Annotated in this window: 23 protein-coding genes and 1 tRNA gene; 14 read left to right on the forward strand and 10 right to left on the reverse strand. The window is 29.9% G+C overall.

Features of this window, described 5'->3' with window-relative positions:
• Positions 1-8 precede the first annotated feature (8 nt).
• From rnpA to HA141_RS06745, 8 genes are all read left to right on the forward strand, one after another.
• Complete coding sequence (rnpA, locus tag HA141_RS06710) at positions 9-395, forward strand: ribonuclease P protein component (RefSeq protein ID WP_209118151.1); 387 nt, start codon at positions 9-11, stop codon at positions 393-395.
• On the forward strand, positions 392-805 hold the full coding sequence (locus HA141_RS06715) for a PH domain-containing protein (RefSeq protein WP_209118153.1): 414 nt from the start codon (positions 392-394) through the stop codon (positions 803-805). The genes rnpA and HA141_RS06715 overlap by 4 nt, the downstream gene beginning before the upstream one ends.
• A gap of 72 nt (positions 806-877) precedes the next feature.
• Complete coding sequence (gene yidC, locus HA141_RS06720; protein WP_209118155.1) at positions 878-2,020, forward strand: membrane protein insertase YidC; 1,143 nt, start codon at positions 878-880, stop codon at positions 2,018-2,020.
• A gap of 15 nt (positions 2,021-2,035) precedes the next feature.
• Positions 2,036-3,502 carry an AAA family ATPase gene (locus HA141_RS06725; RefSeq protein WP_209118158.1) on the forward strand — a complete coding sequence of 489 codons (1,467 nt, stop codon included), beginning with the start codon at positions 2,036-2,038 and terminating at the stop codon, positions 3,500-3,502.
• Between the two features lie 123 nt (positions 3,503-3,625).
• Positions 3,626-4,903, forward strand: a complete 1,278-nt coding sequence (gene serS / locus HA141_RS06730) for a serine--tRNA ligase (RefSeq protein WP_209118160.1) — start codon at positions 3,626-3,628, stop codon at positions 4,901-4,903.
• Positions 4,904-4,912: 9 nt separating this feature from the next.
• Positions 4,913-5,992, forward strand: a complete 1,080-nt coding sequence (gene rseP / locus HA141_RS06735; protein ID WP_209118162.1) for an RIP metalloprotease RseP — start codon at positions 4,913-4,915, stop codon at positions 5,990-5,992.
• A gap of 61 nt (positions 5,993-6,053) precedes the next feature.
• Complete coding sequence (rpsN, locus tag HA141_RS06740; protein ID WP_012008067.1) at positions 6,054-6,356, forward strand: 30S ribosomal protein S14; 303 nt, start codon at positions 6,054-6,056, stop codon at positions 6,354-6,356.
• Positions 6,357-6,522: 166 nt separating this feature from the next.
• Positions 6,523-8,688: a polyribonucleotide nucleotidyltransferase gene (locus HA141_RS06745; protein WP_209118164.1), complete on the forward strand. Its 2,166-nt coding sequence runs from the start codon at positions 6,523-6,525 to the stop codon at positions 8,686-8,688.
• Here the strand turns inward: HA141_RS06745 and HA141_RS06750 are convergent.
• Positions 8,685-9,593 carry a 3'(2'),5'-bisphosphate nucleotidase CysQ gene (locus tag HA141_RS06750; protein WP_209118166.1) on the reverse strand — a complete coding sequence of 303 codons (909 nt, stop codon included), beginning with the start codon at positions 9,591-9,593 and terminating at the stop codon, positions 8,685-8,687. The genes HA141_RS06745 and HA141_RS06750 overlap by 4 nt on opposite strands.
• Before the next feature lie 3 nt (positions 9,594-9,596).
• Here HA141_RS06750 and rsmI point away from each other — a divergent pair, with 3 nt between their 5' ends.
• On the forward strand, positions 9,597-10,460 hold the full coding sequence (gene rsmI, locus HA141_RS06755) for a 16S rRNA (cytidine(1402)-2'-O)-methyltransferase (protein ID WP_209118168.1): 864 nt from the start codon (positions 9,597-9,599) through the stop codon (positions 10,458-10,460).
• Positions 10,461-10,544: 84 nt separating this feature from the next.
• Complete coding sequence (locus HA141_RS06760; protein ID WP_348535322.1) at positions 10,545-10,709, forward strand: hypothetical protein; 165 nt, start codon at positions 10,545-10,547, stop codon at positions 10,707-10,709.
• Here HA141_RS06760 and HA141_RS06765 read toward each other — a convergent pair whose 3' ends face one another.
• The gene (locus tag HA141_RS06765; protein ID WP_209118172.1) at positions 10,710-11,354 is read right to left on the reverse strand and encodes a hypothetical protein; all 645 of its coding nucleotides are present in this window, start codon (positions 11,352-11,354) and stop codon (positions 10,710-10,712) included.
• Between the two features lie 142 nt (positions 11,355-11,496).
• On the opposite strand from HA141_RS06765, the gene HA141_RS06770 reads away from it, so the two are divergent.
• Together HA141_RS06770 and HA141_RS06775 are read left to right on the forward strand one after the other, a co-directional pair.
• Positions 11,497-11,570 (forward strand) — tRNA-Arg (locus tag HA141_RS06770).
• 88 nt (positions 11,571-11,658) lie between these two features.
• The gene (locus HA141_RS06775) at positions 11,659-12,975 is read left to right on the forward strand and encodes an O-antigen ligase family protein (RefSeq protein WP_209118174.1); all 1,317 of its coding nucleotides are present in this window, start codon (positions 11,659-11,661) and stop codon (positions 12,973-12,975) included.
• 470 nt (positions 12,976-13,445) lie between these two features.
• Here HA141_RS06775 and HA141_RS06780 read toward each other — a convergent pair whose 3' ends face one another.
• The 7 genes from HA141_RS06780 to HA141_RS06810 are packed head-to-tail and all read right to left on the reverse strand — an operon-like array spanning position 13,446 to position 19,501.
• On the reverse strand, positions 13,446-14,585 hold the full coding sequence (locus HA141_RS06780) for a glycosyltransferase family 4 protein (protein WP_209118176.1): 1,140 nt from the start codon (positions 14,583-14,585) through the stop codon (positions 13,446-13,448).
• A gap of 37 nt (positions 14,586-14,622) precedes the next feature.
• Positions 14,623-15,483 (reverse strand): glycosyltransferase family 2 protein, encoded by an 861-nt coding sequence (locus HA141_RS06785; RefSeq protein WP_209118178.1) that lies wholly within the window; start codon positions 15,481-15,483, stop codon positions 14,623-14,625.
• Complete coding sequence (locus HA141_RS06790) at positions 15,473-16,240, reverse strand: class I SAM-dependent methyltransferase (RefSeq protein WP_209118180.1); 768 nt, start codon at positions 16,238-16,240, stop codon at positions 15,473-15,475. Before HA141_RS06790 ends, HA141_RS06785 begins: the two co-directional genes overlap by 11 nt.
• On the reverse strand, positions 16,237-17,244 hold the full coding sequence (gene galE / locus HA141_RS06795) for a UDP-glucose 4-epimerase GalE (RefSeq protein ID WP_209118182.1): 1,008 nt from the start codon (positions 17,242-17,244) through the stop codon (positions 16,237-16,239). The genes HA141_RS06790 and galE overlap by 4 nt, the downstream gene beginning before the upstream one ends.
• 53 nt (positions 17,245-17,297) lie before the next feature.
• Positions 17,298-17,786, reverse strand: coding sequence for a polysaccharide biosynthesis protein (locus tag HA141_RS06800; RefSeq protein WP_209118184.1), 489 nt, complete (start codon positions 17,784-17,786; stop codon positions 17,298-17,300).
• 36 nt (positions 17,787-17,822) lie between these two features.
• Entirely contained in the window at positions 17,823-18,422 is a 600-nt protein-coding gene (locus HA141_RS06805; protein WP_209118186.1) for an acyltransferase, read from the reverse strand.
• Entirely contained in the window at positions 18,422-19,501 is a 1,080-nt protein-coding gene (locus HA141_RS06810; protein ID WP_209118188.1) for a glycosyltransferase, read from the reverse strand. The genes HA141_RS06805 and HA141_RS06810 overlap by 1 nt, the downstream gene beginning before the upstream one ends.
• 141 nt (positions 19,502-19,642) lie before the next feature.
• Here HA141_RS06810 and gmd point away from each other — a divergent pair, with 141 nt between their 5' ends.
• Together gmd and HA141_RS06820 are read left to right on the forward strand one after the other, a co-directional pair.
• Positions 19,643-20,755, forward strand: a complete 1,113-nt coding sequence (gene gmd, locus HA141_RS06815; protein ID WP_209118190.1) for a GDP-mannose 4,6-dehydratase — start codon at positions 19,643-19,645, stop codon at positions 20,753-20,755.
• Between the two features lie 21 nt (positions 20,756-20,776).
• Complete coding sequence (locus tag HA141_RS06820) at positions 20,777-21,772, forward strand: GDP-L-fucose synthase family protein (protein WP_209118193.1); 996 nt, start codon at positions 20,777-20,779, stop codon at positions 21,770-21,772.
• On the opposite strand, the gene HA141_RS06825 is transcribed toward HA141_RS06820, so the two are convergent.
• Positions 21,761-22,885 carry a glycosyltransferase gene (locus tag HA141_RS06825; RefSeq protein ID WP_209118195.1) on the reverse strand — a complete coding sequence of 375 codons (1,125 nt, stop codon included), beginning with the start codon at positions 22,883-22,885 and terminating at the stop codon, positions 21,761-21,763. The genes HA141_RS06820 and HA141_RS06825 overlap by 12 nt on opposite strands.

Raw genomic sequence — 22,885 nt, forward strand, 5'->3', positions numbered from 1 at the left:
AATTTAAAATGGCCTTACCTTATGATATGCGCTTAAAAGGTCATAGAGCTTTTAATTATATCCATAAAAATTCTAAAAAATATCATGGAAAATTAATGACATTTAAACTTGCAAAATCAAATCCTGAAATTTTATCATCCCATAAACTCAAAAATACCTCAAACAATTTGAAGATTGCAATTGCTATTAGTAAAAAAGTTTCAAAAAAAGCTGTAGAAAGAAATAAAATTAGAAGAATCCTACAAGAGTGGGTATTATCCAATAATAAAAAAATTGATAACCACAAACCTTATTGGTTACTTGTTAACCTTAAAATTGGAGATTTCTGCAATGATAAAAAAAGACTTTTGGAGGAATTTCAAAACTTAATGTTCAAATCTCGTCTAATCAAATGATTAACATGAATGAAGAAACCTTTTATGAGGGTGGTCCTGCAAAAAGTGATTTAATAATAAATCTTATAGCAGGTATAACTATTCTTGGTTTGCCTTTTACCTTTGCAGCAATTGTTAGATCCTTATGGTTGAGATATAAAATCACCAACAAGAGAATCTCAATAAATGGGGGATGGTTTGGCAAGAACAAGACACAAGTCTCTTTAAGTAATATTGAAGAAATTAGATCTATTCCTAGGGGATTTGGGTCATATGGTGATATGGTTCTTATTCTTAATGACGGATCAAAGGTTGAGATGAAATCACTAGCACTTTTCAGAGAAAAGCAAAAATTTATTGAAGAAAATATAAACAAAAGATTTCAAATACCTAATCTTAATGAGGTTGAAGGATTTGCTACTAAATCCTAATTAAATTAATTACAAAAAACTTATTTTCTTGTAAAATAAAATGTCTACTAAAATTACATTCTTTTTAATATCGTGATAGGGTTCATTTCTGAAAAACTACTTATCCCGATTCTAGATTTTTTCTACGGTTTAGTTCCAAGTTATGGTTTAGCAATTGTTGCATTAACGGTTGTTATTAGAATTGCACTTTTCCCTTTAAGCGCAGGTTCAATTAGAAGTGCCAGAAGGATGAAAATTGCACAACCGGTAATGCAAAAAAGACAGGCAGAAATAAAATCTAAGTTTTCAGGTGATCCAAAGAAACAACAAGAGGAATTAGGAAAACTAATGAATGAGTTTGGTAGCCCTCTTGCTGGTTGCCTTCCATTAATAGTTCAAATGCCAGTTCTATTTGCATTGTTTGCAACACTTAGGGGGTCACCATTTGCTGATGTACCTTACAACATAAATCTAAAAGTCGTTCCTCAAGATCAAATTGCCGCTATCGATCCAAAACCTTATAAATCTCCGAGACACTCTATTTTTATTACAGAAAAGTCCCATTTCCCTGTAATAGCTTCAATCCCTAGTGGAACAAAATTAGGAACAGATGAATCAATTAAAGTAAATTTGCAAACAACAAATGGGAACAGTTACTCGGAAGTTTTATCCAATTATGATAATGGTTCAAAATTCCTTCCTAAATGGTCAGTTTCAAAAGGATCTGAAAATATAAAAGTTTCTCAAGACGGCACAGTAACGGCGATTAAACCAGGTGATGCAACAATTGAAGCAAAAATTCCTGGTCTAGCTGCTAAAAGTGGTTTCCTATTTATTAAAGCTCTGGGCCAAGTTGGTTTTTATGTAGATGGGGCTGTTAATTGGGATATTGCAGCACTAGTTGGTGCCTTTGGATTAACACTACTTCTCTCTCAAGTATTGTCTAGTCAAGGGATGCCAGCAAATCCACAGCAATCAACAGCAAACAAAATTACACCAGTCATGATTACTGGAATGTTTCTTTTCTTTCCACTACCTGCAGGCGTTTTACTATATATGGTTGTTGCCAATATATTTCAGGCATTTCAAACTTTTCTTCTTAACAAAGAAGCTCTTCCTGAAAACCTACAGAAAATATTAGATCAACAATTATTAGCCAAAAATGAAGTAATAACAACTTCTTCGACACCCATTTCAGATAAAAGATTACCTTTTGAACCTAATAGTAAAAAATAGTCTTAATCTTAGATAATGAATTCTTGGTCTAGAAATTTAGAATTACTTATAAAATCAAGAACCTCATTAATTTGGATCAGGACTAAAGAAGAGGAAAGATTAAAAAAATTAATTAATTTCTCTTGTGAAAGATTAAAAGTAAAAAGATTCATTTGTTGGGACTGTGTTAACGGTATTAAAGGATTAATAAATGAAGAAGGTAAATTTTCGAACAACCCATTAGGTGTGCTTAATTGGCTTAAGGAACAAAATTCTGAAGTCTCAACAATTCTATTAGTTAAAGATTTTCATAAATTTTATGATGATCCATCTATCAATAGAACTATTAAAGAACTATCTTCAGCGCTTAAGGAAACTTGTCATAATTTAATTATTTGTTCTCATCTATTCCCATCATCTGAGGATCTTGATGAATTAATGACAATTATCAACTTACCCTTACCAGATCAAAAAGAGTTAAAAAATTTAATAAAGACAATTGCTATAAATACCGACTCAAATCTTAATGATCAAGACTTAAACGAACTTTCAATAGCTTCTAGTGGATTAACCGAAATAAAAGTAAAGCAAGTTACCGCAAAGGCACTTACTCAAAGAGGGAAAATAAGTAAAGAGGATATCAAAGATATTCTTGAAGAGAAAAAACAAGTTATAGCTAGAAGTGAAATTTTAGAATTTTTCGAAGCCAAATCAAGTCAAGATGATATTGGTGGTTTAAATGTTTTAAAAGTTTGGCTGAATCAAAGATACAGGGCTTTTTCTAAAGAAGCTAGAGAATATGGGCTACCTATTCCCAAGGGGGTCTTACTTGTAGGAGCACAAGGGACGGGGAAATCACTTACCGCAAAATCAATTTCTAAGAGCTGGTCGATGCCGCTACTTAGGTTGGACGTGGGAAGACTATTTTCGAGCCTTGTTGGTTCAAGTGAGGCAAGAACGAGAGAAACTATATCAAGAGCTGAGGCAATGTCACCTTGTATCCTTTGGATCGATGAAATTGACAAAGGCTTTGGTGGTGATGCAAGAAGTGATGGAGGAACAAGTCAAAGAGTTTTGGCAAGTTTGCTCACTTGGATGTCTGAAAAAGATTCCCCCGTATTTGTAATTGCTACTGCTAATGCTATAGATAAGCTTCCTGCTGAATTATTAAGGAAAGGCAGATTTGATGAGATATTTTTTCTTGATTTACCGAATTCCGAAGAAAGGTTGAGTATTCTAGATTTGCACTTAAAAAAAAGAAGACCAAGTTATAATTTCCCTCTCACTACCATAATAGGGCGAACCGATGGATTCTCAGGCGCAGAACTTGAACAAGCAGTAATAGAGGGGATGCACATTTCATTCTCAGAAAATAGAGAACTTATGGAGAAAGACTTAATAAAGGCAGTTTCTGAATTAGTTCCCTTATCAAGAACAGCTAAAGAGCAAATTGATTTACTAAAAGCATGGTCATCTACAGGACGAGCTCGTTCAGCATCTTAGCTAAAATTTAATTTTTAAAATATTACATAAGTTAGGAATCATTAATTAAGTTAATTTTTCATCAAAAATACCTAATAATTAACTGAGATTAACTATCTTTATTAAGGTATCAAAAAAAAAAGAGTGTTAGATCAAAAATTAATAAGAGAAAATCCAACATTAGTTGAAGAAAATCTATCCTTAAGAGGAAAAGTTTTTAATATATCTCTCATACACGAATTAACTGTTAAAAAAAAAGAAATTGATGTTGAAATATCTAGTCTTCAATCTGAGAGTAAAAAATTAAGCAAATCGATTGGTCAAGTAATTGGTAAATCACAAAATAATAATTCACAAGAACTCAATGATTTAAAAAAAAAGGGAAATAAATACAGAATCAAAATTTCTGAACTTGAAGAAAAACAAAGAATATTAGATAAACAAGTAGATGATGAGATTTATAATTTGCCTAATTTTCCTAGCAAAGATGCTCCTCTCGGAAAAGATGAAAGTGATAATGTAGAAATAAAAACTTGGGGGGACCCTTTTAAAAAAGAGAATATTAAATCACACTGGGAAATAGGAGAAAGTCTTAATCTTTTTGACTCTGTAAAATCAACAAAAACATCAAAAAGTCGTTTTATTACTCTTTTAGGCAATGGTGCAAGATTAGAGAGGGCATTAATCAATTTCATGCTAGATATGCATACTAAAAATGGTTATTTAGAGTTAATGCCTCCCGCCTTAGTAAATTCAGAAAGTCTTAAGGGATCTGGACAATTACCTAAATTTTCAAATGAAAGTTTTAAGTGCTCAAATGACGATTTATGGCTCTCTCCAACAGCTGAAGTTCCACTTACTGCTTTTCATAGAAACGAAATTATTGATCCCAAGCAGTTACCTATTAAGTATGTTGCATATAGTCCATGCTTCAGGAGAGAAGCTGGAAGTTATGGAAGGGATACTAAAGGTTTAATAAGACTTCATCAATTTAATAAGGTTGAGCTTTATTGGTTTTGCGATCCAAGTAAATCTTCAGAAGCTCATAAAAAGATCACTGCAGATGCAGAGAGCATTTTAAAAAAGCTCAACTTACCGTATAGATTAGTAGATATTTGTACAGGAGACTTAGGCTTTTCTTCTAGTAGAACTTTTGATTTAGAAGTCTGGCTTCCGAGTAGTAGATGTTATAGGGAGATTTCAAGTTGCAGTAACTGCCTCGACTTTCAAGCTCGTAGATCATCAATTAGAACAAAAATTGATAAAAAAAATTCATATATACACACCCTAAATGGCAGTGGGCTTGCTATCGGTAGAACAATGGCCGCGATTCTTGAGAATGGCCAACAAGCAGATGGAAGCGTTAAGATTCCAGATGCTCTGGTTCCATATTTTGGGTCAAATATTTTAAAACTTGCTTAATATAAAAAAATGAATGTTTTAACCTCAATAACAGTACTTGGATTTCTGATTTTTTTTCATGAGATGGGGCACTTTCTCGCAGCAATTTTACAAGGCATTTATGTTGATGGATTTTCAATTGGCTTTGGACCATCAATTATTCAAAAAAAATATAAAGATATCACTTATTCATTTAGGGCCTTCCCTTTAGGTGGCTTTGTTTCCTTTCCTGATGAAGACTTAAATAATATTGACCCTAAAGATCCAAATCTTTTAAAAAACAGGCCAATAATTCAAAGAGTTATTGTAATATCTGCTGGAGTATTTGCTAACCTAATCCTTGCTTATACAATCTTAATAATAAATGTAACTACTGTTGGCATTCCATTTGATCCGGAACCTGGCATTTTAGTTTTAGCTACTCAACCTGAGAAGGCTGCCTATCTTGCTGGTTTAGTACCAGGAGATAAAATTTTAGAAATTGAAACCATAACTCTTGGAGCTGGTGATCAGGCAGTATCCACTTTAGTAAAAGAGATTCAAAATTCTTCAGATGATCCAATTTCTATAAAGATTGAAAGAGATGGAATTCTTAAAGATTTAACTTTGATACCAAAAAATGTTAATGGGAAAGGAACAATAGGGGCTCAATTACAACCTAATATAAAAAAAGAAACTAAAAAGACAAAAAACGTTTACGAACTTTTTAAATACTCTAATAATGAATTTTCGTCTCTCTTGGTTAAAACAATTCAAGGTTATAAAGGATTAATAACTAATTTCTCATCTACAGCTCAACAATTAAGTGGGCCGGTAAAAATCGTTGAAATTGGTGCTCAACTGTCGCAGCAAGGAGGTACAGGCATATTATTATTTGCTGCTTTAATTTCTATTAATTTGGCAGTACTCAATTCATTGCCTTTACCATTATTGGACGGTGGACAACTCGTTTTCACTTTAATAGAAGGTTTAAGAGGAAAACCTGTTCCATTAAAGGTACAAATGGTTGTAACTCAGTCCAGCTTTTTTCTTTTAGTTGGATTAAGTGTACTTCTCATTATTAGAGATACTAGTCAACTTTTAATCGTACAAAAATTATTTAACCAATAAAAGTTTCAAAAAATTGATTACCTAGATGTTAAGATTAAGGATATTTTTATTTTTTAATTAAATGGCGAAAAAGTCCATGATTGCGAGAGAAGTCAAACGCAAAAAGCTCGTAAAAAAATATGCCGCGAAGAGAAAATCATTATTAGATGAATTTAATGCTGCAAAGGATCCAATGGAAAGGTTAGAAATACATAGAAAGATTCAAGGCCTTCCAAGAAATTCTGCCCCAAATAGAGTTAGGAATAGATGTTGGGCAACTGGTAAACCAAGAGGTGTTTATAGAGATTTTGGACTTTGCAGAAATCAGTTAAGACAAAGAGCTCACAACGGTGAACTCCCTGGGGTGGTTAAATCAAGTTGGTAGTTAAAGTTTTTTATTTAAATTTTTTTACAAAAAATTATTGGCATATAGGGATTAAAGATTAATTAAGAGACATTTTTAAAATTTTTTATAGCTTATCTAAATAATTTACTCAATATGTCCCTATAAAATGTAAGAATAAATTATGTATAGATTTATAATTTAAAAAGTGGAAGGACAAAATAAGTCGATCACGTTTGACGGACGAGAGATACGACTAACAACAGGACTATATGCTCCTCAAGCAAATGGATCAGTAATGATTGAGTGTGGAGACACCTCTTTATTAGTTACAGCAACAAAAACTACTAAAAAAGAAGTTTCAGACTTTCTACCTCTAATTTGTGATTATGAGGAAAAACTTTATGCTGCAGGAAGAATTCCAGGCGGGTTTATGAGAAGGGAGGGTCGTCCTCCTGAAAGAGCAACTTTAATCTCAAGATTAATTGACAGACCAATGAGACCTCTTTTCCCTTCTTGGATGAGAGATGAAATTCAGATTGTAGCTTCCTGCCTTTCTCTTGATGAAAGGGTCCCCGCAGATGTGCTAGCAGTTACAGGTGCATCAATTGCAACTTTACTTGGAGAAATACCATTTTATGGTCCTATGGCTGCTGTTAGAGTTGGTCTTATAGGTGATGATTTCATCTTAAATCCAAGCTATAGAGAAATAGAAAAAGGTGATCTAGACATTGTTGTAGCAGGTTCACCTGACGGTATCGTAATGATTGAAGCTGGTGCTAATCAGTTAACCGAGCAAGATACTATTGAAGCAATAGATTTTGGGTATGAGGCTGTTTCTGAACTTATTAAATCTCAAGAAGATTTACTTAAAGATTTAGGAATAAAACAGGTTAAGCCCTTAGAACAGGAAGAAGATCCAACTCTAGCTTCATATTTGGAAAAAAACTGCGCTAAACCTATTAATCTTGTTTTAAAGAAATTTGAACAAACAAAAGATGAAAGGGATCTTGAACTTGAAAAAATAAAACTTGATACACAAAGTAAAATAGAATCCTTAAAAGATGACAATCAATTAAAAGTTTTAATCTCAGAGAACGAAAAGTTAATTCACTCAGATTTTAAAAAACTTACTAAGAAGTTAATGAGGGCCCAAATTATTACTAATGGCAAAAGAGTTGATGGGCGAGATCTTGATGAGGTCAGAAAGATAACTGCAAGTGCAGGGATTTTACCTAAAAGAGTCCACGGTTCAGCCTTGTTTCAGAGAGGACTTACACAAGTTCTATCTACCACAACATTAGGCACACCAAGTGATGCTCAGGAGATGGATGATTTAAACCCAAGTACTGAGAAAACATACTTACATCATTATAATTTCCCGCCATATTCGGTTGGCGAAACTAGACCCATGAGAACACCCGGCAGAAGAGAAATTGGTCATGGAGCTCTAGCTGAGAGAGCAATAATTCCAGTTCTACCTGGCAAAGAGACTTTCCCTTATGTCCTTCGTGTTGTAAGTGAAGTTTTAAGCTCCAATGGATCAACATCAATGGGGTCGGTATGCGGGAGCTCACTTTCATTATTAGATGCTGGTGTACCTCTAAAAGCTCCAGTTAGTGGGACTGCAATGGGTTTAATTAAAGAAGGCAAAGAAGTTAGGATACTTACAGATATCCAAGGAATTGAGGATTTTCTTGGTGATATGGATTTTAAAGTAGCCGGCACAGCTAAAGGTATAACTGCATTACAAATGGACATGAAAATAACAGGTCTACCAGTCTCTATCATTTCTGATGCGATAAAAAAAGCACGCCCCGCAAGGCTACATATATTAGAGAAAATGCAAGCCGCAATTGACAAGCCTCAAGAATCTCTATCACCACATGCGCCAAGGCTACTAAGCTTTAGAATTGATCCAGAATTAATTGGAACTGTAATTGGGCCTGGAGGAAGAACAATCAAAGGCATAACAGAGAGAACGAATACTAAAATAGATATAGAGGATGGAGGTATTGTTACCATCGCTTCACATGATGGAGCCGCTGCTGAAGAAGCACAGAAGATCATTGAAGGTTTAACAAGAAAAGTACACGAAGGTGAAATTTTCTCAGGTGTTGTCACGAGAATAATACCAATAGGTGCTTTCGTTGAAATCCTTCCTGGGAAAGAGGGGATGGTCCATATTTCCCAATTATCTGAAGCGAGAGTTGAGAGGGTTGAGGACGTTGTTAGACAAGGTGATGATGTAACTGTTAGGGTTCGAGAAATTGATAGCAGAGGAAGGATTAACCTTACACTTAGAGGAGTTGCGCAAAATGGAGGAATGTCTTATCCAGAACCAACTCCAACACCTGTAGCGCCTTTAAACTAGGAATCAAAGGGATATAAATCATTTTTCATAATTATTTCTTTAATTTGTAAACATAAATTTTCATGTGTTTGATTATTATTTGAAGCAATAATTATTCCGCCTTGATGATAGTTCTTAGTCCCATAACAAAGTTCCTTATTGTCTATGTTTGTTATTTCGCCGCCAGCGGCTCTTAAAATAGCTTCTGGTGCAGCAAAATCCCAATCTTTTGGTGAGCTTTTGCCTGGTAAACTGCAACTTATATAAATATCACTTTCGCCTCTTAAAATAGAGGCTACTTTACAGCCTATACTGCCCATTACATTTACTCTCTTAAATCCAACCTTATTAATTAACTCACTTAAAGTTGCGTTTCTATGATTTTTACTTGTAACAATTGTCTTCTCTCTTAACGGCTTATTATTTTGGTGAGTAGCTTTTTTTGTCAATCCATCTTTGTTTTCACACCAAACATTTTCGTTATCTGTAATCCAAAGCTCTTCTTTCTCGGGGATCAAAACTACACCAATGCAAGGTTTTTTTTCATAATTTAAGGCTAAATGCATCGCATAATTTTCTGTTCCCTGAATAAAATCCTTAGTACCATCTAATGGATCAAGAACCCACATCCATTTAGAATTAACATCTGAGTTATCTGATACAATTTTTACGTTTTCCTCACTTAATATATGCCAATCTACTCCTTTGTAGTTTTTGTTAATTCTTTTAATTATTAAATCATTAACTGCTAAATCAGCTGCTGTAACAGGTGCTGAATCATCTTTAATATTGATTATTTCTTTTGCATAATTTGGATTCTTTAGTATTTTTGAGTAATGAAGCAAAATATCTGAGGCTTCCCAGCTAAAAACACGAAGATCATCGATAAGATTATGAATATCAACACCAATTGGTAATTTAAACACAATATGAATATTAATTCCTCATCTTCTCATAGAAGCGAAGAACCTGAAAGTGGTGTTTTATATTTAGTTGGCACACCTATTGGTAATTTAAATGATATTTCTTCAAGAGCAATAAACATTCTTAGAAATGTTTCATTAATTGCATGCGAGGATACTAGACAAACAAAAAAAATTACTAACCGATTTGATATAAATAATAGACTTATAAGCTTTAACAAAAACAATTCATTAAATAAAATTCCAAAAATAATTAATTTCCTCAAAGAAGGTAAATCAGTTGCCCTTGTAAGTGATGCAGGTATGCCAAGCATTTGTGATCCTGGAGAGAATCTAGTAAGAAATGTTAAGTTACATAATTTAGAGACAATCTGTATCCCTGGGCCATCTGCTGCTTTAACTGCACTTTTGTCCAGCGGTTTCTCCGCTTCAAAATTTATTTTTGAAGGATTTTTACCAAAAAAGAAGAATGAAAGAAAAAAAATATTATCTGAAATTAGCAATAATGAAAAAACAACTATAATTTTCGAAAGTCCGCATCGTTTTAAAAAACTTTTAATTGAATTAAAAGAACACTGCGGGGGCGGAAGGGAAATTTGTGTTTCACGAGAATTAACCAAAAAATATGAAGAACAAATAAATAATAAGGTTGATAAAATTATTGATATTTTCAACCAGCGAGAAATAATTGGTGAAATAACCATTGTTATTAAAGGTCTCGAGAAAAGTAATATTGTAGAATTTAATAAATCTCATCTAAAAAAAGAACTACAGGAATTAATTAATGCCGGACTAAGTCTTTCAGCTGCCTCCAAATATTTAGCAAAAAAGAAAAACTTAACAAAAAATATGATTTATAATTTGTACTAAGAGTAAATATTAAAAATACTAAAAATGTTTTTTGAATTAAAGAAATTTTTATTCAATACATCTCTAAACATTACATTTTTTTTAATGTTACTTATTGGTATTCAAAATAGTTCGAATAAAGCGAAGATTAATTTCTTAATTAATGAGACTATTAAATTACCTATAAGTTTCATCATAGGAGCAAGTTTTATTAGTGGTTCTATGCTTGGTGGATTTATAACCTTAGATTTCTTCAAAAGCAGCAAATAGTCAAAGAGCTATTAAAACTTCAGAACTAACTATTCTAGATATTCCGCGTGATAACAAAATTGGCGCTGTTATTTTAAAAACATCGCTATTAGGCACTTTTATTACTCTTTGATCTTTTTTACTTGATCTTTTTGCCGACTTTAAGTCGAAAAAGATTTCAATAGTTTTTCTGCTCAAATCTTTTTCCGATAAAAAATTCCACTCAACATATTCTTTTAGAAATTTTGTCTCCAATTCAACTTGCTTACCAACAATCATATAGACAACTTTAGGTAATTCAACCTCCTTTATTGACACAGAAGATAAATCCTTTTGTTGCGTGTTTTCTATTTCTAAATTTAAAGGTGCAATTTCAAGAAATGTATTCTCAGGGAATGAATCATAAATAAATTCTTTAGATGATCCATCAAAATTATTATCAATAACCTTTTCTTCATCTAGTTTATTGGGATCTGAAAATCTTTTATTAGATTTGTTAAGTTTATTTATTTCAGTAAACTTATCCTCGCCAAGATTTTTTTTAAGGTGTCTGCTTATTGTTAGTTTAGTAAAATTATATTTCTTTGATATTTCTTCTAAAGATTGATTTTTAATAAAAGCATCAATTATTTCTCTTATTTGTTTTTCTGAAATTCTTTTTGCCAAAATCAAGTAATTATATTTAGTAGTTATTGTAAGAAAACAAAAGACAAAAAAAAAGTATAACTTTTATTTCTTTAGTTTAATAAATATTTAAAGAAGTCATTTTAATTGTTTAGTCATAAGCTCTCGGATATAATAATGAAATGCTCCCTTAGCTCAGCTGGATAGAGCAACTGCCTTCTAAGCAGTGGGCCGCAAGTTCGAATCTTGCAGGGAGCGCATTATTATTTCTTAAAGAATCATTCAAAAATTAATTTTTCTAATAAATAATTTAGTAAAACACGAAATTTTTAAAACTTTTTAATGAATGATAGTAAAAAAATTTAAACACATTAATTTGCGGAATAAATTAACTAATAATCAACCAAAAAAATTAGGATTTAAGCTATTTAGAATAGGTATTTTATTATTAGCTACTGCTCCTTCTTTAAGCTTTTTGCTTTTGCTATTTTCAACTTTTGGAGGATTACTTAGTAGAGAAAATAAATTTTTAGAAGATAAATATAGCCGGTTATTAATTCTAAGTTCATTTTTAATGATCTTTAACTGTTTTTTAATAACAACAGATTTAATTAAAACACCTGAATCAGATAAATCACTTATCTGGTTAGGGCTACTAAATTGGATCCCTCTATTTTGGTGTTTCTGGGGTTTTCAAAATTATCTAAACACAAAAAATGACAGGTTGGTTGCTTCAAAATTACTTGTTATTGGATCAATACCAGTTTTAATAAGTGGTTTTTGTCAAAAATTCCTTGGTCTATATGGACCCTACAGATTTTTTAACAATTTAATAATTTGGTATCAACGCCCTTTAGGAGCTGATGGAGGCGTATCTGGATTATTTAATAATCAAAATTATGCTGGTGCTTGGTTATGTATTATATTCCCACTTTGTCTAGGATTTTTATTACAAAAACATAAGAAAATTTTTCTGAACTATATTAATTTCTCAGTTGTATCCTCATTTGTAACAATGATAATCTTAACAACATCTAGATCAGCAATATTAGCGATGTTAATTTCTTACTTAAATTTAGAAAAATTTACTAGAAATAAAGTTCTGGCAATTTTTATCTCTATCCTTTCATTAATTCTGTTAGGTAATATTTTACTTCTTATTAATATTGATATTCAGAAATACATAACAGACTATCTACCAACTGGAATTTTAAATAAAATAATTTATTTTAAATTTTCAAATTTAGACACTTTACCAAGATTTGATATTTGGAGTAAATCACTAACTTTCATAAATCAAAATTTATTTTTTGGATATGGTGCTGGATCATTCCCAAATATGTATGTTCTATTTGATGGAAATTTTGAAGGAATGCAACATACACATAATATTTTCTTAGAGCTTGCCTTTAATCATGGATTATTAGTTGCGCTTTTAATTTTATTTACAATGGTTAGTATTTTAATTACTGCATCAAAAAATTATTTTTTTAATAATAGTCAGGATTTATCTTTAATTGATAAAGCATGGATTATATCATTTGCTAATTTCATAATAATTCATATGTTTGATATTACATATTTTGATGGCAGAATTAGTATTTTATGTTGGACCCTATTAGCAGGCTTAAGAAAAATGAAAAAAAATATACCTAAAATATAGAAATAGAATTTCTAGCCTTTATAAATTTTTCCCCAAAAACACACTCATATAAAGTTCTTAATTAGTAACGAAAGTTCTTATTTTACAACTTTTAGTCAAGCTAAATTATTCTTCTAAAAAAGTCTTACATTAAACATATCAATCCTTTATTTTAGAAAATTCAGCAATAATTTAACTTACTAAAAAAATAGTAAGATCTTTTTATTTTATAAGTTCTTTTTCATTGACCAGAAATGATCTAAGGGCCACTATATTCATTTCTAATTTAATTAAAGAAGCTAATTTATTTAATCGAATTTTTTCTTTTTTTATTTTCCCAAACGGAGGAATTTTCAATATTATAAAAATACTTTGAAAAATTTTTTATCCCTGTTCATTTCCTAAAACTTTTTAACTTTAACTTTTTAAGATTTTTCTCTACATATTTATTAAAAAGTAAGGAGAAATATATTTAGAATAAATGTATAAATCTATAATTCATCATATATTGATAATGTTTGCGAATTAATTATTTCAGATGAGAATTCTGATTTTGCAATTCTTAAACTCTCTTTTCCCATTTTAATTCTCAACTCTTTATCTTCAATCAATTTTTGGATTGCCAAAGATAATTTTTTAGATTCTTTTATAGGAACCAAATATCCATTTACTCCCTCTAAAACCACTTCTTTACATCCTACTGTATTAGTAGTAACTAAAGGCAATCCAATAGCAGCACCTTCTAAGAGACACTTTGGAAGACCCTCTCTATAAGAGGGTAAACATAGGATATCAGTCTCCAATAATATCCTGTTAACATCATTTACCCATCCTAACCATTCTATAATTTTTTTATCATTCCATTCTTCTAATTTTGATTGTTTGAGAGATGTTGGATTTTTCTTGTCAATATCCCCTATAAGTAAAAATCTAGCCTTTATCTTTTTATAATGTAAAATTTTTGCAGCTTCTACAAATTCATATATGCCTTTATCTTTTAACATTCTAGCTACCAATGATATGGTTGGAATTTTATTTTCTTTCTTTTTTTTAATCAATTTCTCATCAATCTCTACTCCAGCCCCTCTAATTAAAATTGATTCATTAATATTTACTATTTTTGCGTTAATAAAAAAATTCATATCATCTGAATTTTCAAAAATAACTCTATTGTTTTGATTACTACCATGATGTTTATTAAGAGTAAATTTAAACAAAAGAAGTAAGATATTTTTTAGTAATTTAGCTTTTAAACTTGATGAAGTGAATACAAATCCCATTCCAATAGGGGCATTAATTACCGACTTAATTTTTAATAATTTTGCAATAATTGATCCATAAATAATTGGTTTAGGTCCTACATTATGAATTATATCTGGCTTTATTTTATTAAAAATGTATAAATACTTTAAGAGCAAATAAAACTCATATATAGGATTAATTCCTCTTCTATCTAAAGGTAAAGAAAAAAATTTAATGCCATTTTCTTCTATATATTTTCTACTATGTTCTTCATTACAAGAAATATAAACATCATATCCAGCTTTTTTTGCTTCAAGAGCCCTTCCAAGAAAATGCGAAACAAAAAACCAATCTTCTGTTAAATTAATAATAATTTTTTTTTTAATCATCTTCAATTTTGTAATACTTAGGTATTAAAAAAGTAAATTAATTTTTTAATAAAAATTTAATTTTCCTAAAAAATAGGAAAGTTCTTAACATTAAAAATTCTGGTAGATAATTTAACATCAAATACCATATGAAAACAAGAATTAAAGGGTAATTACTTTCTTCAAGTCTCCATTTATAAAAAACATTAACTATGTTTTTAAATTTATAAAAACTTTTATTTTTAGATTTTATGTATTTCCAGATTTTTATATGATTTCGAATTGATTTTGATATTAACATGCCTGAATTAGAAACATGATAGTGAAAAAGAGGTTTAGATATACTTTTGCCATAAACCTTCCTTGATGCAAGTCTTATATTTAGCTCCCAATCCTCATATCCAAGCGTCATGTTTTCATCGTAAAATCCATTTTCTAAAAATACTTTTCTTGGTATAAAAATACAATATGGTATTTGATTTATAAACATTTGCTCGAATAAATTAAATATTTTTTTCCTCCTACCTTTTGATTCACCCTCTAAAAAACAATCCGTAAAAACATATGAGATTTTTCTCTCATTCTGCATATTAAAAAATAATTCTTCAAGAGTATTTTCTTCAATCCAATCATCTGCATCTAGAAAGAATAAATAATCACCTTTTGAAAACTTTACACCTTTATTTCTTGCTGCAGATAGACCTTTATTTTTTTGATTTATTAATTTAACTAAACTGTCATTTTTAAAACTATTTAAAATTTTTAAGGTTTCTTCATCATTCGAGCCATCATTAATTAATATTACCTCTTTTTCATTCCAAGTTTGATTCTTAATGGAATTAATAGTTTTTCTTAAAGTTTTTCCGCTATTAAAGCAAGGCACAATAACAGAAATCATTCTATGATTTTCAGAAATCATATTCGCATTTTGTCCAAATCTCTCCCCAATCAGTTATTGTTTCTTTCATAATTAAATTTACCTTCCCAAGCTCTTTTTCTAATTCTTCTAATGTATGTTCAATTTTATGATCATTGTCAGAAAAATAGTAAATCCCAAATTTCTTTCTAAAAGCAATTTGCCAATCCCTTTTAAAATATGGGACTCTAACCAAAAAAGTTTTTGCACCACTTAACTTTTGAACATTTTTTAGAAACAAAACTCTATCTTCAATATGCTCTAATACATTTGAAAGAATAACAACTTCCGAACCTATTTCAGAATAATCATCAATATTTCCATTAATAAAATTCAAATTTTTTAAATTACTTTCTTTTTGTTTTTGTTTAGCAAAATCAATATTTTTTTTACTTATATCTATTCCAGTTATAAAGCTTTTTGAAAGTTTTTTTGCAATACTGATAGCTACTGATCCATTACCGCAGCCTACATCAAGGACATTTTCGCCATTAATGATACGATCAATAAAAAATTGATGATAATTAGTTAATTGATGTTTTGGATGAATTCCGTCACCATATTTCAATGCTCTTTCATTAATAATCCAATCTAGTTTATCTTTTATTAAAAATAAGTTTTTTATTGAAATTAATGGGTTATTTTGTCTTGACTCTAAAATAAAAAAGCTTGTAAATATATATCTTCTTAATTTAGTTGGAATTAATAACCAACTATAAGAAAAGAGCTTTGCAACGCCTAAGATTATAATTTTCTTCATTTTGAATTTCTATTTACAAATTTCCATGAGCTTTCACACATTTGATTAAGATCATATTTTGCACTCCATTTAAGTATATCATTAGCTTTTTTAGGGTTCGCAAAACAGGCGGCACAATCACCTTCCCTTCTTTTAGATATTTTTATTGGTACATTTAATCCCGATACATTTTCAAAGGCTTTTTTTAATTCCAAAACACTTACACCTTTACCCGTACCAATATTGAAAAAATTTATTCCATTTTTTTTATCAATAAAATTTAATGCTTTATAATGAGCTTCTGCTAAATCCATAATATGAATATAGTCTCTTATTCCAGTACCATCAGGAGTAGGATAATCATCCCCAAATACTTCTAAATAATCTTTTATACCTCTTACAACTTTTATGATCTCAGGCATTAAATTTGCATTTTTACCAGATAATGGATCGTCTCCAATTAAGCCAGATTTATGGGCTCCAATTGGATTAAAATATCTCAAGCAAGCTACCGACCAATTTTTTTCAGCTTTATAAATATCTTTGAGGATATTTTCGATTATAATTTTTGTTTGCGCGTATGGATTTAATGGTTTCAAGATATGACTTTCATCAATTGGGCAAAAATCGGGTTCTCCATATACTGCTGCAGAACTGCTAAAAAGAAACTTTTTAACGCCTGTTAATTGCATAGCTTTTAATAAACTTATAGTCCCATTAACATTAACTTCGTAGTATTCGAGGGGATTAACTATTGATTCGGAGACTGATTTAAGAGCTGCAAAATGTATTACCGATGTTACTTTATTCTCATTAATTATTTTTATTAAGTTCTTGTTATCCCTTATATCACAATCGTAAAAGCAAACTTTATTCTTGGTGATTGTCCTAATCTTATCTACAATCTCTCTTTTACAATTACTAAAGTTATCCACTATGACATATTTCTGATTCTTCTCCGACAGTAATGTTGCAGTATGAGATCCGATATATCCAAAACCTCCAGATATTAGGATACAAGACATTTACAAAAATACCCTTATTAAAAATATATATCTATAAAATTTATATGACATTTTTAAAATATAATCCGCTCAGAATTTTTTTTAATATTTTCATTAAAAATCCAATCAACAATTTCTTTTCGTGGAGTATATCCTATTATTAATTTTCTAAGTATTAGGGTAATATTTTTTACATAATTTTTATAAATAAATCTTCCTAAAGAATCAATCTCAATAGACAATTCTTTCCAAGGTAAAAAACAATATTGAGCCTTAAAAATTTTTAGATATTTTTTAGGTAAATATTTATCCTGTATTAGAAGTTCCTCAAACAATTTTTCTACAGGTCTTAATCCAGTTATCAATATTTCAATATGAGCTTTTAGATAATTTTTATTTTTCAATTTTAAGCTAGAAAAATTAAATAACCCAATTCTTAAATAAAATTTCAGCCATACAGTTTTATCATATAAAAATGTATCTACAACAAATGAGATTATCAACCTAATTTCTCTAGGTAAATTCAGTAAAAATAATCTTAATTTATTTATTCTTATGTTCATAAACAAGTATTTACAAGATAATGCTTAAAGTAAAAATCATAACTTCAAATCTCTTTTTCTAATTAACTTAGCAGGAATCCCACCCACGACTGTATGTGACTCAATATCGCTTGTAACAACAGCACCGGCAGCTACTACTACCCCTTTACCAATCTTACAGTTTGGTAGGATTACAGCATTTGAACCTATCCAGACATCATCGTTTACAATTATTTCTCCATCTTTCATTCCTTGTTCAATTATGGGTAATTTAATTGTCTCAAAAGAATGATTACTAGATCTTAGAACAACATTTGGACCTATTAATACATTATTTCCAATTAAAATTTTACCCTTACCTCTAGCATTAATCATCACATTTGAGTTAAAACTAACATTCGAACCTATGGAGATTAGACTAGATTCAGAAGCATAAATTTTGCAATCCATCCCAAAGTAAGATTTTGAGCCTATTTTTATATTCTGAGGGAATTCAATTCTTAGGCCTGATTCAAATCTATTATTCCCAAAAGATTTTTTTAATCTTATTTTGTAATAATTATCTCTTATAAAATAACCTACTCTGCCAGGGATATTTCTTATAAAAAATTCAAGCCAATCTTTTAATTCCCTGCATATTAGATAAATCTTTTTCATTATAAATTTTTATTGGGATTTTTCTTATAAAATAATTTTACTATATTTCTAAACTTCAAAATTAAAAACAATAAATTCAAAAATAAATAAAAGGGTGATTTCAAAAGAAATCTTTTTTCTATGATTTTTCTCCTATTTTTCAATAATTGTGAAAACAACGTTAAATATTCACTAGTCATCTTTTCAGAGTCATGAGGATATTGAATTATATTTTTTTTAAATTTAGAGTAATCTTTTATCATTTTCTTCAAAGCAGGTAAAAAATCTTGATTTTCAAAAGAAACACCAAAATCGCGACAATACTCAGGTAGCGCACCACTATTTCTATAAATAATTGGCAATCCACATAGTATCCCTTCTATATGGTGCATACCAGCTGGTTCGTTAATAGAAGCCGAAATGTATAAATCATTTTTAGATAGTTCTAAAGCAAGTTTTCGACCATTCATCGGACTTAAATGTTTTGTATTTTTGAAACTAAATCCTTTTGGCAAATTACCAATATAAGTAAACTCCACTTTGTTTTTCCAATCAGAAGTGGAAAGTAAGCTATCCAACTTTTGATATACATCAAAACCTTTCATTTTGTTTGGACTCCAATGATGAGTTACAAGTCTTATGGGGTTTGTACCATTCCAACTTTTCTTTTTATGACTATTAAATATTTTTTTATCCGCACCATTAAGGATTACTTTTGAGGGTTTATCTGTAAGGTAAATATCTAAATTTTTCAACCATGACCCTATAAAAACAGTAAAGTCAGCACAGTAATTAGACCATTTGAGTAATTTATTCATATGAAATGTATTTTTTCTTTCATCACACTCATTAATCCTATGAATTACCAATGCGTTTTTATTTTTTAAGATTAAATATTTTATTATCTCTAATGAACCAAAAGTAACTCCATCATTATAAGAGCGAGGATCTATCATGAGAATTATGTCTATATCTTTGTCAATAAGAGTATTAGTAACTTCGTGACCTTTAACTTTTAAAGCTTCTACGAGTGTTTTAACAAATTGGTTGCCTCCACCCCAAGAACTATCTTTAACATCAAATCCAATAGCGACTTTCAAACCTTTAGAAATTAATTTTTAATTTAATTAATAATATCAAATTCATAAATTTATAAATTTATATAGCTATTAAACATTGAGTTTTTTAAAAATTAATTAATTTCTATATGTTATGTTTATAGATAAATATTTTTTATTTCTTTGAAAAAGGTCGCATTGATAACTGGCATTACTGGGCAAGATGGTAGTTATCTAGCTGAATTCCTTTTAAATAAAGGTTATCAAGTTCATGGTATTAAGAGAAGATCGAGCAGTTTTAATACCTATAGGATTAATCATATTTATCAAGATCCTCATGATAAAGATTGTTCCTTTAAATTGCATTATGGTGACTTAACTGATAGCACAAATATTATAAAAATAGTAAAAGAAACTCAACCTGATGAAATTTATAACCTAGGAGCTCAAAGTCATGTTTCAGTAAGTTTCGAACAACCTGAATATACTGCTAACTGTGATGGCTTAGGAATTCTTAGAATTCTCGAGGCGGTAAGGTTGTTAAACTTAGAGAAGAAGACTAAAATATACCAAGCCAGTACAAGTGAGTTATATGGTCTGGTCCAGGAAGTTCCTCAAACAGAAACAACTCCTTTTTATCCTAGAAGTCCTTATGCAGTAGCAAAACTTTATGCTTACTGGATTGCAGTAAATTATAGAGAAGCTTATGGAATTTATACATGTAATGGGATTTTATTTAATCATGAGAGTCCAAGGAGAGGAGAAACTTTCGTTACTAGAAAAATCACAAGAGGTTTAGCAAGAATTAGCGAAGAATTAGATAACATTTTATATCTTGGAAATTTAGACTCAATGCGCGATTGGGGGCATGCAAAAGAATATTGTGAATTAATGTGGTTAATGCTTCAAAAAGAAAAACCTGATGATTATGTTGTAGCAACAGGAAGACAACTTTCCGTAAGGAGTTTTGTTGAAATGACTGCTAGAGAATTAAAATGGAACAAAAATGATTCAATAAATGCAATTATCTGGGAGGGTGAAGGCATAAATGAAATTGGTAGAAGGTCTGATAATGGCCAAGTCGTTATAAGAATAGATAAAAGATACTATAGACCTTCTGAAGTAGATAATCTGCTTGGCAATCCTGAAAAAATTAAAAAAAATTTAGGATGGGAGCCAAAAATCAGTATTGAGGAAATAGTCAAGGAAATGGTAGCAAATGATCTAGATGAAATTAGGCAAGAAAAATTCTTAAGAAATAACTATATTGATAAAAAAGCTCATTTACATAAATAAAATTAAAAGCTGAAAATTAAAATGAATCTTATTAAAAAAAAAGATAAGATATTTGTTGCTGGATCTACTGGAATGGTTGGCAGCGCAATCATAAGACATTTAAATCAAAAAGGCTACAAGAATATCCTTGCCAACAATAAAACTTTTCTCAATTTACTAGATTATAGCTCCGTTGAAAAATGGTTTGAAATACAAAAACCTGATGTGGTAATTATCGCTGCAGCCAAAGTGGGTGGAATATTTGCAAATAGTAATTTTCCTGCAGAATTTTTATTAGAAAATCTCAAAATACAATCAAATTTAATAGAGGTCTCATACAAAAAAAATGTAAAAAGATTACTATTTCTTGGGAGTAGTTGCATATACCCAAAGTTCGCTAATCAGCCCATATCTGAAGAGGAATTGTTAACTGGGCCTTTAGAGAAAACTAATGAGTCTTATGCAATTGCTAAAATCGCAGGAATAAAACTTGTTGAATCATTCAGAAAGCAATATGGATTTGATTGCATATCATTAATGCCAACAAATTTGTATGGTTATGGTGATAATTACAATCTTAAAAATAGTCACGTTGTGCCAGCCATGATAAGGAGATTTGTAGATGCAAAAAGAGAAAATAATTCATCTGTAGTATGTTGGGGAACAGGAGCCCCATTAAGAGAACTTCTTAATGTTGATGATCTAGCAAAAGCATGCATTTTTGCATTAGAAACATGGAATCCCAGTCATAAAGATTCTCCAAAGATATTACCTAATGAAGAATTAACATATTTAAATGTTGGAAGTGAGGATGAAATTAGTATTAAAGATTTAGCTGTATTAATTGCCAAAATTGTTGGTTACAAGGGGTCAATAATATGGGATAAAAACAAACCTGATGGCACTCCTAGAAAAAAGCTAAATTATGAAAAAATCAAGAAAATAGGTTGGGTAACTTCCATAGATCTAGAACTAGGTTTAAAACAAACGATAGAAGATTTTAGAGTAAAATTTTCTGAAGGACTTTTAAGAGATTAAAAATTTTTCAAAAATTGATAAAGTTGAAATGTTAGCGTTTATCAGTGAAAAATGTTCCTCAACTATTTTCCTTGCTTCCTTAGAAATATATTCATAAGTCTTTCTATCATTTTCTAAAAGCTTAATAGCATTCTCAATTCCTCTTACATCTCCAGGTTTAACAAAAATACAATTTTTAAGATTATGAAAGACCTCAGGGGCCCATAATCCTTTGGTGTATGTAATTATTACTGGTTTTCCGCAAGCCATAGCCTGAAGAGTGACGCTATATCCACTTGGTTGGAAAACATCTTTTAGAGGTACTATCACAGCAAAAGAATCTTGATATAGTTTTTTAATTTGCAAATCTGATAGGGAATTTTTACTTTTATGATAGGTACCATTTGTTATTTTAAATTTACTATCATCTCTAAAATTAAGTAAGCTAGTGTGGATGTGTATTTTCTTTTTTGTAGAAACTTTCAGAAGTGTATTGAAATCTCTTGCAGGATCTTGTCCAATTGAAAAAAGATAATTTGAATTAAAATTTATTTTCTTATTTGGCTCCCAGAATTTAGTATCAACTCCAAATCTAATAAGAAATGTTTTTTCTTTTTTGATATTGAAGTTTTTAATAGAATTTAATCTATCTGCATTGCCATAAAATATTATAAAATCTAATCTTTTTAAAATTTTAAAAAATAATTTATAATAAAATTTCTTTAGAAATTTTGGAAGGTTAGTATCATAATCAGATAATTTATGAAAGGCACCTACTAATTTTATTTTGGTTTTAGTATCAATAAAAGTATAATAAAAAGCTAAACTAATACTAAATCCATCGGTTAAACTTACTACATAATCAGAAACTTTAATAATCCTTTTGAACTTGGCTACAGATAAAGGCCTTAAACCAATATTAGAAATCTTACAAAAAAAATCTTCTATTATTCGTCCAAATAAATTAAATAAATTTTTCTTATACTCTCCACTAGATGAAAGATGATTTATATCAAATCCTTTTGCTCGAAGAAAATCTATGCTTTGAAAAAAATCTTTAGGCGCTTGATTATTTTTTACTAATTCCTCTCTTTCTTTTCTTCCGCCCTTATCAAATATCAAAATTTTAGGCAT

This window comes from Prochlorococcus marinus XMU1402 (assembly GCF_017696205.1).
GTDB lineage: Bacteria > Cyanobacteriota > Cyanobacteriia > PCC-6307 > Cyanobiaceae > Prochlorococcus_A > Prochlorococcus_A marinus_AC.